Here is a 13,606-nt window from a genome sequence, read left to right on the forward strand (position 1 = left end):
CTAGCGAAGTACTGTGGACAAGATTTTGGTAGTTTTGCCCTCTTTTTTGCCCTCGTTGGAGTTTTCTCCAACGAGCCAAGCCTAAGCAATTAGCGAAGTACTGTGGACAAGATTTTGGTAGTTTTTTGCCGACGCTAAATTTGTTAAAGACAAACCAACAAAGGCTTAACGACTACTGCAACCTACCCGTAGTTTTAACCTTCCCTAAATAATATTGTAAATATTTGAGTACAAAATAGCGTTTCTCATCAGTGAGTGATTCACCAATTTCGATTCTTTGATTGGCATAAATGACTATTTTGTAAAATGGCTGCATTTGGTCTTTACTCTTGTAATAAGTAAACTCTTCTTCAATGCCTGAAACCGTTTTCCAATCGAAAGAATAGGTTGAATGCCAACCAAATATTTTTATTCCTTTTTCGATATTTCCTCCTCGATTGGTGAGATTGATATTGAGTTCTCCAAAAATTGATTGTAGGAATAACCAAATCATAAAGCCACCCAAAATTGCCCCAAATCCCCAAATGATGTAGAGAATTTTAGCGTCTATCGATTCTAAGTCGATGACTTCAGTGGCAAAAAAGTAAAAAAACAAGAATACTGAAATAGGAAGAACGCTGGCTATTAACCCATAGCCAATGGAGTTTTTGATTTGTAAAGAAATCCCATCAACATTCTTGGTGATGGTCATGTCTTCTGGAACCTGAGACAAATCTAATTCATAAGAAAATGTTGTTTGTGAAGGTGGACGATTAAATAAGGCTGAAAGCTTAAATACCTGCTGACAAGCATCACATTTGCCGATATCCGTTTGGATATTGAGGTTGTAATTGGATACAGGTGTGTTACAATTGGGACAGTTCATACAAAAGGTGTTTTGGTTTCTGGTTTGAAGGTAGAAAAATAAGCTCAATAAAAATGGAAATCATAGTTGGTCGAAATAATATAAGGTTAAGCGGTTAGAATATCACTTGTATGAAGGATTAGTATTGCAAATTAGCCCTCGTTAGAGTTTTCTCCAGTGAGTTATGTGAAAGCAACTTGCCTTTAGTTTAAGCATTTAATTTTCTTTAAACTATGTAAACTATTTTCTATTTTTAGTAAAAAATCCTCATTTAACTAACGCTAATCTCATCATGGCTTTACCCAATATTTTTACCTCGGAAGTTTCTCAAGAAATTATTCAAAGAATTAATCTACTTCAGAAGGATTCACAACCTTTATGGGGCCAAATGAGCGTAGCGCAAATGCTCGCTCATTGCTGTGTGACATACGAATTGGTTTATGAAGACAAGCATCCGAAGCCCAATTTCTTGCTTAAATTCTTTTTGAAATCATTTGTGAAAAATTTTGTGGTAAATGAAGTACCATATAAGCAAAGTTTAAAAACAGCTCCAGCTTTTATCATTACGGAGCAAAAGGATTTTGAGTATGAAAAAAATCGATTGATTAATTATATCTCTCAAACTCAACAATTAGGAGAAGGCTATTTTGACCAAAAAGAATCTCATTCATTTGGCAAATTGAGTAAGACAGAATGGAATAATATGTTTTACAAACATCTCGACCACCATTTGAATCAGTTTGGCGCTTGATTTTAGCGTCTTAATTGTAGCTTGGATTGGTAATAGCTCTGTTACTTTCAGATTTTTAAAGTAGTTTTGTAATAAATAACTGGTATTCCTTTGGACGCCACGTTATTTAGCGAGTTTTACCAAATCAAAACAACAAGCAATTAACATGCTCATCAAAAATGAATCAGAATTAGTTGGTATTAAGAAAATTAGTGAAGTGGTTGCCATAACACTCAAAAAGATGTGTGAATATGCCAAAGTAGGTATGTCAACCAAAGAATTGGATGATTTTGGGGCAGAGATTCTAAAATCGTTTGGCGCAAAATCGGCACCTTATGCAACCTACAAATTTCCTGGCTGGGCTTGTATTAGCACCGACAAGGAATTTTGTCATGGAATTCCCTCTGATAAAAAGATATTACGTGAAGGCGAATTGATCAACATCGACGTATCGGCTGAACTTGGAGGATATTACTCTGATAACGGTTGTTCATTTGTAGTGGGAGAGGATATTCATAATCATCAGCCACTCATTAATGCTTCCAAAGAAATTTTGAAAATTGCCATAGACCATATCAAAGAAGGGGTAAGAATTGCAGATATCGGCGAAATGATAGAAAAAGAGTCGAAGAAAAGAGGTTATAAAGTAATCAAAAATCTGGCAGGACACGGCGTTGGAAGAAGATTGCACGAGCCTCCTCATGAGATTCTGAATTATAAAAACCGTCTTAATTTTGAGAAATTTAAGAGAAATTCGGTAGTGGCCATCGAGACATTTATTTCTACTCACTCTACCATTGCTGAAACTCTCTCGGATGGCTGGACTATGGTAGGGAATAAAGGTGGCTATATGACTCAGCACGAACATACGATTGTTGTAACCGATGGCGCTCCGCTGATCCTTACTACAGGAAATGGTGTTTGGGACTGATTTTTCTGGAAAAAGCTTTTATGTTGTTGACTAATCCTCTCTTGTTTGAGAGGATTTTTTTGTTCAAACTAAGTATTTAAAAATGTAACTAAAAAAATAGTTTCATGGATAGGGGTACAAATTAATTAAAATGTCTTAGTTTTGAAATCAGATAAAACTGATGTTAAAATGAATATTTTTTGAACTTGGTTTAACGTATAAAAGAGCAAAATTGAAACAAATTTGTATATTCGTTTAGAAAATACAGCAATTATTATCCAAAATTAAGCATGAAAAATATAATTTTAACGCTCTTTTACATCGGTATCACTATTGGAAATGCTTGGGCTGATGAGTCAAGAAATCAAACGGTTGTGCGCTCGAGAAACGAACATTTTACCTTTAAACTAAAGAAAAATAATTGGAATATGACTGATTCAAAAGGGAATCTGTTGTATTCAATTCCAGAAAAGGGTTTCGTTGCTATGTCTGTATTTATCACCAATGATGGCAAAAATGTGGTTGTAATGGATGATTTAATTTCAGGATCAAAATTGAACAAAAAAACGGTACTACGATTTTTTCATGAAGGTAAACAAACCGCTAGCTATAGCCTCAGCGATTTGGTCAAGGATACTTGCAATATCGTGCACGCAGGTCAGTATGTAAAGTGGTCACTCGAAGATTTTGATTTGTTGAAAAATGATTCAACCTTTTCACTAGCGACTTTCGAATTTAACGAAATAGATTTTAATACTAAAACGGGTCAGATTACAAAAAATATAAAACCTTTCACCGTTGATCGTAATACCTATATTTTAAGAGGGAGGTTTTACAAATCTTCATCGTCTGACAAAACAGAAATGCTGGTGAGAAAATATATTTTGGGTGATAAACTTCCGTTTGATACCATCCATTTCAGTACTGATATGTATACCAAAGGAAATTGGGATCAGGTGGTGGTCATAAAAGATGGAATAGATGTGACACCCATTCGCTTTCGAGGGGAAGTGTTCGGCGATGGATGCCTCATAAATTAATTATGAGTGCTGAGTGAAGAATTGTGAATGTAATTTTTTAATTACTTAGTTAGCGAGCAAAATAAGCTTGATTAAAAGAGAATTATATTGTTTCCCTTTGTAAAAGCTCCGTAGGAGTGACAGTTTGGTAGCAATAATTCTTGAGAAAAACCTTTTTTGAGCGCCGTAGGTGCGACAGAAAGCTAAAATCTGGAACCCTGTCGCTCCTTAGGAGCTGATGAAAAGATTGGGTTCTATAAAAAAATCCAAATAGACAGGGCTTATCAATGTTGTATAATTAATAATTTGATGAGATAAAGTATTAGTAATCAAAAAAATTACACTTAAAACTTATCACTCACAATTCAGTACTCATACTTAGCATTCTTATTCAAAATTAAATAAATTTTATTTTTCTGAGTGCCCATAGCTGAGTGCCGAATGCCCAATAATGCAATCTTATTTTGCACTAATACCAAAGTATCAATACACAATAAAATATAATTTACCATGAATATACGTTTTATACTTCAAGAAGAAGATTATCTTCAACATGAGCTTTTTGTAGCTTCGGAAAACAAATTGTTTAAGTTTTCGCCCTCTAAAATCTTAGGTGTTTATTTGGCGGTTTCTGCGATTTCTGGGTATTATTTGTACACCCAAAATCACTTGACTGTAGCGTTGATTTCTATTGTGGTGGGTGGTGCTGTGATTATGGCATTACCACGATTGGTACGTGGGTATTACAAAAATGAGATTACCAAGTATGTTCAAAATACTTTTGGTGGTAGTTATGGCAAAGAAATCGAGTGTGAGTTTTTTATGGACAATATGCTCATGGGAGATGGAGAGCGTGCTGCTACAATTGCCTATAATCAAATCGAAAATGTGACGGAAACAAGCGATTATTTTTATGCCAAAATCCAGTCAAGCTCGCATATTATCATTCCTAAGGTTGGTATCGGGAATGCCCGTCCTGTAAAGCAGCGCTTATTGAATATCTGTGAAGAGTCGAAAATCCCTTATTACGAACAATTAGATTGGACTTGGTAAAATTAGTAAACCCATAAATTCTCCAGAATCCCAATCACTAATGCTCCTGAAGCTCCGTGGTTGGGATTTTTGCTTTATATCCCTAAACTTCCTACAAAACCATGATACAAACTGATTTTGCTTACCGTGTCAAACATATCCTCGAAAAAGACGACCGCATTCTTGGTGTGGCAGTTGGTGGTTCGTGGATTGCGCAACAAATAGATGAATTTTCTGACCTTGATTTGGTGCTTGTAACAAAGGACAAAATAGCACCTAATAAGGCAAATATGATAGCTATCGCAGAATCATTGGGCGATTTTCTGTCGGGATTTACAGGAGAACATGTGGGCGAACCTCGATTGCTTATCTGTCTCTACGACAATCCCTTATTGCATGTAGATTTAAAATTTGTCACCCTAGACGAGTTTAAGGTGCGAGTCGAAACGCCTTTTATTTTATTGGATAAGAATGGAGTGCTCCAACAAGCCATTCAAGATTCAGAAGCCCAATTTCCCTATCCTGATTATCAGTGGATTGAAGACCGTTTTTGGACTTGGGTACATTATGCTTTGCTCAAAATTGGGCGTGGAGAGTACCTTGAAGCATTGGATTTTTTAGGCTTTTTGCGAATGGTAGTTTTAGGGCCATTATTGCATATCAAAAATGGTAATTTGCCAAGAGGCGTTCGAAAAGTTGAAATGGAATTAGAGGCGCTTGATTACCAAGCTTTGATTAGTACAGTTCCAACTTATCAAAAAGCAGACCTACTAAAAAGTTTGAGAAATGCAGTCGTTTTGTACCAAAAACTAAGAAGAGAACTATTTGATCAAACTATTCAACTCAATCCTAAAGTAGAAATTGCAGTATTAACATACTTTGATTCATTTGAAGTTTAAAGCTGAATATAGGCAAAAGGGAATCTTTCTTTTGAAAATAAAGTTATCATTATTCCTAGATTTAGAAAAAGATTCTTCTCAAATATTAAACATCCTCTTTAGCTTTTATGAACGATATTATTGTCAAAAACCTATTCGAATATTGGACTGTTGTTGGTAGTTTGAATCAGTCACTCAGACAAAGTCCTTATTTCAAATACAACCCAATTTCCAACTCTGATTGGCCAAAACGTGTTTTCGAATTAGAGAACTCAACGGAGGCTTTGGATGCGGTTATTGAGCTTTTACCAACTGCTAATTTTCCAGCCAGAATAACCACTTCTGGTTTGCACAATATTCAGCAGGATGAGCGCTTTGTATTCAACTTTGGTCTTCAAAATATGGCAATGTCATTGGACGCACAGTTGCCTTTTGAAGAAATCCCTGAAATTCATCAAGTTGTAGAAACAGAAGAAATCCTAGCTTATGCTCATGTGGCCACAGTTGCTTTTAAATACTATTTCAACGCAGATGTTTTTGCCAATGTTTTACATCAATCAGCTCAAGTAAAAGCATTTGTATATGTAGAGGAGGGTGAAATTTTGGGTTGTGGGACTCTTTTTATTGATTCTGATAAGGTGGCAGGTTTACATACGATTGGTACACTTCCTGCGGGCAGAAACAAAGGAATCGGACGTAAAATCACAGAGCGCTTATTGACGCAAGCTAAAAGCGAAGGATGTTCGATTGCAGTTTTGAATGCTTCGGTCATGGGTGAGCCGATTTATGCAAAATTAGGATTTGAAACCTATGGCGAATTACAAACTTTTTCGGTGAAAGAATAAATAGTTGCTTTTTTGCAACATTTGAAAAATTACGGAGTCTTTATCAAAAAAATAGTTCAAATATGATACAGACTCCACTTATTCGCTATTCGTTAGTTATTATTTGCATTTGGTTTTTAAACCTTCACAACACATTTGCATCAAATTTTCGTTTGAGGCAAATGTGTCCAACTAATTTTTCAGCTGACACCATTACCGCTGCATTTGCCAATCCTTTATTAGACTTAGATGAAGGGGAATCGCTTTCGGTGCTTGTCAACACAAACAATTGCTTTGGGAATACCAATCGGCTTGTGTTGTTTACAAGGGAAAATGGCAAATTAGTATCCAGATATTTCCTGAATCCTTCGATGAGTCCTCAGCCATTTATGTCAAGAGTGGCCTCTAGCGTCGATAATGGTGAGCTTGTATCTACCCATTTAATGAGTGAGGACAATATTACATTTTTTATGAAATTCTTGTTAAGCCTTACCAAAGCAAAAGATATAGGGTGCTCGACCTCAGAAACGTATTATCTGAAATCTCGAGCCTATAATCTTCAAAAAACGGATGGGAGCTGTCAGTGGTTTGGATTTGGACTACTCACGAAAGAGCTTTTTAACCAATAATTCAATAGATTGATTGTGTCAGAGAAATCTGACACTTTTTTTTGTCATAAACTTTCAGCTGCTTTTCTATGAAATTCTGCCTTTGGTAATAAGTTTGAATGACAAAATTCAAGTATGGCCTATTTTACCTAAAAAAATCATCCATGAAACGTATTTACCCTCTTCTATTCTTCATTCTTTCGTGTTTTAATACAAATGCACAAAGCAAATACCAAAAAGATTTTGATACCTTTTGGGATACTATCTACCAACATTATGCCTATTTGTCTCATCAACAAATTGATTGGAATAAGGTAAAGGAATTATACAAGCCACAGGTAGCTACCGTTACTTCTAATCAAGATTTTATCCGATTATTAGAAAATATGTTGATTGAGCTTCATAACGGGCATTCGTCTTTGAATGTAAATCTGAAGTCCTCTAACAGACTTGTACCATCGGGACAAGATATTTATGCGGAAGAGAAAAGAGGCAAGTTTTGGGTTTCGGATGTAAAAAAAGGAAGTAATGCAGAAAAAGCAGGGCTTAAAATCGGCGCAGAAATTGTGAAATGTAATGGCGATTCGCTCAGAAAGTTGTTGCCAGCTTTTCTTCCAAAATTTACTCAACATCACTCCAATGCCATGAAGCAGTTTGCTTTGGATATGTTGTTGGCAGGGACGCACGATAAACCAAGAGTGATAGAAGTTATTTTTGAGGGACGTCCTCAAATTATCGAATTGGATAAAAAAGTATTTTCTGATAATGCTACACCCCTGATGGAAGCAAAATTATTATCCAAAAACAAAGCATATCTAAAAGTTAATAACTGCTTATGGAATAATGACTTAATTGGCTCATTTGACCAAGCGCTTGACTCTTTAATCAATTACCCTATCTTAATATTAGACTTAACTGACACGCCTAGTGGAGGTAATTCAACCGTTGCAAGAGCCATTATGGGAAGATTTATTACTGCCCCAATGCCCTTTCAACAGCATGAATATGATGAAAAGGACTTTGAGACAAAGCGTCATTGGATTGAGTATGTGTATCCCCGCAAGAAAACTTTTCAAGGAAAACTTATCGTTCTTGTTGGTCATTGGACAGGAAGCATGGGCGAAGGGATGGCGATTGGTTTTGACTCTTTCAAAAAGCCATTGGTCGTAGGAACAAAGATGGCAGGTTTGCTAGGCGCTATTGAAGGCTTTAACTTGAAAGAGACAAATATCAATTTTCAAATTTCCACAGAAAGACTATATCATGTCAACGGTAAACCTAGGGAGAATTATACTCCAAAGATTCAGACAACAAATGAGGTTCAAACTTGGAGTTATATTTTAAAGGTGAAATGACCGTTTAATAAATTAAGAAAAATTACATTTTTGAAAATTGTATATTTGTAACTATAAACGATTATAGAAGCATCTTATTGTATTTTAATGAATAATTCTATTGATTATTGGAAATATTCAATAGAATTAGAAGTGGAAATGTCGTAGCATATCTTTGTAATTTCTATCTAATGTTCAATAAATAAATTTTTATGAAAATCAAATTAATTTTACCACTTCTTTTTCTTTTGTTCGTTACATCTTGTAAGAAAAATGATGATGCAAGTCCTGCAACTGTTGTAGGCAAATGGTCTCTCACCAAAATTCGTAGCAAAGTAACTGGAGCAATGAATATGGATATTACGCTTGCTTTAAGTGCAAGTAGTTATATGCAATTCAATGCAGATGGTACTGGCGTTTCAGCGTCAGCAATGGATGGACAACCATTAACAACGGAAAAGTTTACTTATAAAGTAAATGGTACAAAAATTACTATTACTTCTGAGGATAAGACTGAGGTGACAGAAGGAGAGTTACAAACTTTGACATCAACAGATTTGTTAATCTATTCGAAAGAGTCTGCTGGTGGCACTACTTCTGAGACTTGGTTGACAGGCAAGAAATAAGTTAAAATTTTAGAAAATAAAGGGCTTGTATCTCGATGCAAGCCCTTTATTTTTTGTCTATATTTATCCCAATTGTTGAATAATATCCTCACAATGAAGTCATTTTGCTATGAAAATTTGGTCAGGCGTCTGTATGATTGGATATGTGAGTATCCTTTTTTTGAATTCTTCTTGTTCGGTTCAAAAAAACGCTACCTTACTCTCTATTGCCAAGGAAAGTTACTGCATCCCTCCACAGAATACAAAGGATTTCAGGTATGGAATCTCGACAAATTCAGATTCTATCTTAAAAGCAAATGTTTCACTAAAATCAAAGTTTTCGGAGGCTAGTATTCTCATTATGAATGCCTTGAGGATTAATGACGAGGTTCATGAAATAGTCAATAAACCCAACAAGAATAGCCTCGAATCAATGGTGCGCTTGAATACCCTCAAGCAACAAATTGATAATCGTGTATGGATAGCAAATTCTGAAATAGATGCACTCAGTGCCGAGCTTGATTGCGAAGGCGAGCGTATAGACCAAATTGCCAATTTTGTGGATAATGCCAATAGTGGTAAGACAACCAAATTTACGGTTGCGTCTATCGTGATAGGAGCGGCATCGAGTATTGCCACGGTATTAATTTCGAACGAATCACTAAACAATGGTGTAGCGATTGGTGCAGGTGTTTTAGGTGCAAGTCTTGGATTTGCGACCTTAAATCCAAAGGGTAAAAAGGTTGAAATGAGTACTAATCGGAATCTATTACAAAATGTTTGGCTCAACCAAAATCAGCATGAAATATCGCGTTTTGTGTGGTATATGCTTACTGAACCAAAATTTAGTAATTCGGGTAAAACAACTTTATTACAGAATACGAAGGAACGATGGCTGATGTACCAATTTGATGAAAATCTCACTAAAGCCAACAAATCGGTGAATTTTTCAAAGGGCGGTATTTACCATGCGGACGACCTACACGCTAGAAGCCAGATGATAAATCAATTTCAGTCGGTAGTACGTTCAATTAAACAAAATATCAATCTTTTTCTTGCAGAACTTAATACTGCTTTTGATTAAATTTAAGCGATTATGGCATCAAAGATGTTTTCATTTTCGGGTACACTAAAAATCATTGGAGTCAACCCATACCTCGAAATTCCTCAGGAGATTTTGGAATCAATTTTTGAATTGGCAAAAAAAGATAAAGGTCCAATTCCTGTCTGTGGAAAGATAAACCAACAGGAATTTCGACAAACTCTGGTAAAATATGATGGCGAATGGCGATTTTACATTAATACCACGATGCTGAAAAATTCACCCAAAAGGATTGGCGAAGTTGTAGAGATAGAAATTACATTTGATCAAGAAAGTCGAGAAATAGCGATTCATCCCAAATTGCTACTGGCGCTCAACTCGAATGTTGAAGCTCTGAAAGTATTCGAAAAATTAACGCCATCGCTTCAGAGAGAAATCATAAGATATATTGCAAACCTAAAATCAGAAGAAAGTATAGAAAGAAAATATTGTCAGGGCTATTCAGTTTTTATTAGGAAATGAACGGTTTATTGGAAGAGATAAACCTTAAAAAGGGATAGTGTTTTTTATTTATCTTCGTATGTTTGAAACTTATTCATAAACCCAATTTCAATTTTTCATTTTACTTCATCCGAAAGCCTATGAAATTTTTATTTTCTGTATTGCTAATGCTCGGTTCATCGACCCTATTTGCTTCGAACGAACCAACCTCCAAAACTCCCAAAACAATAGTTACTGGTGCCGACCAGACAGACCAATATTTTGAATACCTAAAGGGAAAACGTATAGGTATTCTCGCAAATCCAACCACAATTATTGGCAAAAAACACTTAGTGGATAGCCTTTTATCACGTGGTATCAATATCGTAAAAGTATTCGGCCCCGAACACGGTTTTAGAGGAAATGCCAGTAATGGTACCAAGGTTTCGGATGAAAAAGACGCTGCCACTGGGATTCAAATTATTTCTTTGTATGGGAAAAAACGCAAGCCTTCAAAAGAAGATTTAGCCGATGTTGACCTAATGATTTATGATATCCAGGACGTAGGTTGTCGTTTCTATACGTATATCAATGTGTTGAGAGATATCATGGAATCTTGCGCCGAATTTGATAAGGAACTACTGATTTTGGACCGTCCAAATCCTAACGGATATCTAGTCGATGGACCCATATTGGACATGAAACTGAAATCGGGTATTGGTCAGTTTCCTGTGCCTATTGCCCATGGTATGACGATTGCCGAATTTGCTCAAATGATTAACGGGGAGGGATGGTTACCTGAGAAAAAAACCTGTAAGCTCAAAATCGTGAAAGTTTTGAACTATAAACACGATATGGAATATGTATTGCCTGTCAATCCATCACCAAACTTGAACACGCCTCAAAGCATTTTGTTATATCCTTCAACCTGCTTGTTTGAAGGTACACGTTTGAATCATGGTCGAGGTACGTATTTTGCTTTTACCATATTGGGTAGCCCGTTGTATAAAGGAGTCTATGACTTTTCGTATACTCCAACCAGTATTAAAGGTATGAGCGAATCACCGCTTTATATGGATGAGCTTTGTTATGGTATAGATTTGCGCAACTATGATACGAAAGAATTAAGAAAAAACTGTCAAATCAACCTTAAATGGATGATAGATTTGTATAATAATTATCCCGAAAAAGATAAGTTTTTTGATAGAAGTATGAGCAAGCAAATTGGAAATATAGACTATTTGATTGGTGTTGCAGATTTTAAAAACCAATTAAAAGAAGGAAAATCTGAAAAAGAAATTAGAGCCTCGTGGGAACCTGGGTTAAGCGATTACAAAAAAATGAGAAAGAAGTATTTATTGTATAAATAAAGTTAGATTTGTGTCATTCTGGAATTGAGTGAATGATGATTTTGATTTTTTCTTCTATCAGTAGAGACGCAGTGATTGCGTCTTGAGACGAATCCTAACAAAAAAGCGGTCGAAAATTATTTTTCGACCGCTTTTTTGTTGAAAACTTGGATAATAATTTCAATCCTAAAGTTTGGGATGACTCATTTTTATTAATTTTGGTATAGTATTTGAACTCAATACCTTGTTTTTTATTCAGTCTTCATTTATTTTCTTCGTAAAATGTATTTCAATGAAGAAACTTTACTCCAAACCGCCCCTTATCTTATTGCTGGGTAGAGATGACTGGCAAAAAGATATTAATCTGAATTATATGCTGGTGCATTATATTCAGAAAAAAGGAATCGATATTGCTTGGGAAGACCCAATTGGAGGTGCAATTTGGAGGCTCAGACACATGCTGAGTCGTTTGTGTCGGCTCCCTGAATTTGGGGATAAATTGATAGTTCGTGGTTTACAAATATTATATGCTTCCTTCAACTGGCGCTATGCTCAGCACTTATTTCGACAATTCAAGGATGAGCGACGTCACACCGTATATGGTAGGAGTCAAAGGGTGGCTAAAAGAATAGGGGAGCTCAGTAAAAAATATGAGGTATATGTTATTTCAAGATCATCAGGAGGAAGAGTTGCTTCTTTGGTAGCTGATAATGTGGCTGTAAAACAGATTATTTGTTTGGGTTATCCGTTTCAAAATCCTGAAAATGGCATCGAACCTGAGCGATATGAACATCTGCCAGCGCTAAGAACACCTTTTTTGATTATTCAAGGAAAGAACGACGAGTATGGAGGTAGTGAAATTTTAGAAAAATACCATTTTCATCCCAATACCTCAATTTTTTTAATGGATACCGACCATGGTTTTAATATGGAAAAACATCAATGGCAGGTATTATTTCATAAAATGGAGGAGATTTTACCCAAAAATCAGGTCAAAACTAAGGAAAGCTTTGACCTGATTTCGACTACTTCTTTTGTGTCCAGCTAATGGCATTTTCTATTAACTTAACAAAGTTTTCATTTTTCCAAGCAACTTCATTATGTCCTAATGAGGTGTAAAATGTTTTACCCTTTCCAATACTTTTACACCATGCCAAAGGATGGTCTTTACCCATACCAAAATTTTTGTCGGAAGCTAATAGTGGCATTGATCCGTTAGTGTCGATTTTATCTCCATCCATAAAATAGATGATATTAAAGCCTTTAGCTCTTGGGTTTTCGAAAAATATATACCATTCATCTGCATGCTTCCAGCTACTTGCTAAGCCATTAATCACTGTACTGTCTGCCTTGTTATCTTTTTGAATATCAGCTGTTTGAAACTGCTCAGCAAGGGCATGATGCGAAAACTTTGCACCTAATAAATTTTGTTCGTACCAATCCCAATGATGTGAATCATCTCCTGCGCCATGTATCCCAATTAAGCCGCCACCGTTTTCTACATACTGTTCTAAGGCTCTTTTTTGTTCATCGTTGATTACTTCACCTGTAGAATTATCGAAAATTACAGTGTTAAATTTTGCCAATTGCTCAGGATTAAAAACGCCACCTTCCTCAGTATCATAAATAAACCAGTTATTCTTTTGAGCTAATTGCTTCATGATAGGCTTTGAAGCATCTATGGAAGACGAATGTCTGAAGCCAGTGGTTTTTGAAAATACTAATACCGCTTTTTGGTTATCAGGAAAATCAATGGACGGCTTTTCGGTTTCATATGATACTGGAAAGCCATTTTTTACTTTATAAATAAAAAGACCTAGCGCTGTGCCAAGCAAAATAATAATTGTAAGTACTGACCATCCTATAATTTTAAATACTTTTTTCATAGTTATTACTTGTTTTTAATGCTTTAGTTTAAGTAAATATAGATATAATTATTTTATTGTCTCAT

General features: G+C 35.6%; 15 protein-coding genes. 13 read left to right on the forward strand and 2 right to left on the reverse strand.

Translation table 11 applies throughout. The annotated features are described in order from the left end of the window. Positions 1-172: 172 nt before the first annotated feature. Positions 173-865 carry a hypothetical protein gene (locus tag BWI92_RS13170; RefSeq protein WP_095163717.1) on the reverse strand — a complete coding sequence of 231 codons (693 nt, stop codon included), beginning with the start codon at positions 863-865 and terminating at the stop codon, positions 173-175. A gap of 271 nt (positions 866-1,136) precedes the next feature. Between BWI92_RS13170 and BWI92_RS13175 the strand changes: the two genes are divergently transcribed. The 13 genes from BWI92_RS13175 (at position 1,137) to BWI92_RS13235 (ending at position 12,703) form a co-directional block, all read left to right on the forward strand. Next, positions 1,137-1,595: a DUF1569 domain-containing protein gene (locus BWI92_RS13175; RefSeq protein ID WP_095163718.1), complete on the forward strand. Its 459-nt coding sequence runs from the start codon at positions 1,137-1,139 to the stop codon at positions 1,593-1,595. A gap of 145 nt (positions 1,596-1,740) precedes the next feature. Next, positions 1,741-2,505 carry a type I methionyl aminopeptidase gene (map, locus tag BWI92_RS13180; protein ID WP_095163719.1) on the forward strand — a complete coding sequence of 255 codons (765 nt, stop codon included), beginning with the start codon at positions 1,741-1,743 and terminating at the stop codon, positions 2,503-2,505. A gap of 269 nt (positions 2,506-2,774) precedes the next feature. Next, on the forward strand, positions 2,775-3,524 hold the full coding sequence (locus tag BWI92_RS13185) for a hypothetical protein (RefSeq protein ID WP_095163720.1): 750 nt from the start codon (positions 2,775-2,777) through the stop codon (positions 3,522-3,524). Positions 3,525-4,013: 489 nt separating this feature from the next. Then, positions 4,014-4,556 carry a YcxB family protein gene (locus tag BWI92_RS13190; protein WP_095163721.1) on the forward strand — a complete coding sequence of 181 codons (543 nt, stop codon included), beginning with the start codon at positions 4,014-4,016 and terminating at the stop codon, positions 4,554-4,556. Positions 4,557-4,657: 101 nt separating this feature from the next. After that, positions 4,658-5,434: an aminoglycoside 6-adenylyltransferase gene (locus tag BWI92_RS13195; RefSeq protein WP_095163722.1), complete on the forward strand. Its 777-nt coding sequence runs from the start codon at positions 4,658-4,660 to the stop codon at positions 5,432-5,434. Between the two features lie 107 nt (positions 5,435-5,541). After that, positions 5,542-6,258, forward strand: a complete 717-nt coding sequence (locus BWI92_RS13200; RefSeq protein WP_095163723.1) for a GNAT family N-acetyltransferase — start codon at positions 5,542-5,544, stop codon at positions 6,256-6,258. 161 nt (positions 6,259-6,419) lie between these two features. Continuing rightward, entirely contained in the window at positions 6,420-6,866 is a 447-nt protein-coding gene (locus tag BWI92_RS13205) for a hypothetical protein (protein ID WP_141234775.1), read from the forward strand. Between the two features lie 143 nt (positions 6,867-7,009). Further along, a complete protein-coding gene (locus BWI92_RS13210) occupies positions 7,010-8,200 on the forward strand; it encodes a S41 family peptidase (protein WP_095163725.1) in 1,191 nt (396 codons plus the stop codon). A gap of 191 nt (positions 8,201-8,391) precedes the next feature. Next, the gene (locus BWI92_RS13215; protein WP_095163726.1) at positions 8,392-8,805 is read left to right on the forward strand and encodes a lipocalin family protein; all 414 of its coding nucleotides are present in this window, start codon (positions 8,392-8,394) and stop codon (positions 8,803-8,805) included. Positions 8,806-8,914: 109 nt separating this feature from the next. Beyond that, complete coding sequence (locus tag BWI92_RS13220; protein WP_217903409.1) at positions 8,915-9,868, forward strand: hypothetical protein; 954 nt, start codon at positions 8,915-8,917, stop codon at positions 9,866-9,868. 12 nt (positions 9,869-9,880) lie between these two features. Beyond that, the gene (locus BWI92_RS13225; RefSeq protein ID WP_229363031.1) at positions 9,881-10,348 is read left to right on the forward strand and encodes a YdeI/OmpD-associated family protein; all 468 of its coding nucleotides are present in this window, start codon (positions 9,881-9,883) and stop codon (positions 10,346-10,348) included. A 119-nt stretch (positions 10,349-10,467) separates the two neighbouring features. Further along, positions 10,468-11,676 (forward strand): exo-beta-N-acetylmuramidase NamZ domain-containing protein, encoded by a 1,209-nt coding sequence (locus BWI92_RS13230; RefSeq protein WP_095163765.1) that lies wholly within the window; start codon positions 10,468-10,470, stop codon positions 11,674-11,676. Between the two features lie 271 nt (positions 11,677-11,947). Further along, complete coding sequence (locus BWI92_RS13235) at positions 11,948-12,703, forward strand: alpha/beta family hydrolase (protein WP_095163727.1); 756 nt, start codon at positions 11,948-11,950, stop codon at positions 12,701-12,703. Here the strand turns inward: BWI92_RS13235 and BWI92_RS13240 are convergent. Then, positions 12,681-13,541, reverse strand: coding sequence for a ThuA domain-containing protein (locus tag BWI92_RS13240; RefSeq protein ID WP_095163728.1), 861 nt, complete (start codon positions 13,539-13,541; stop codon positions 12,681-12,683). The genes BWI92_RS13235 and BWI92_RS13240 overlap by 23 nt on opposite strands. Positions 13,542-13,606 lie beyond the last annotated feature (65 nt).

The sequence above is a fragment of the Flectobacillus sp. BAB-3569 genome (assembly GCF_002270355.1).
Classification (GTDB): Bacteria; Bacteroidota; Bacteroidia; order Cytophagales; family Spirosomataceae; genus Flectobacillus; species Flectobacillus roseus.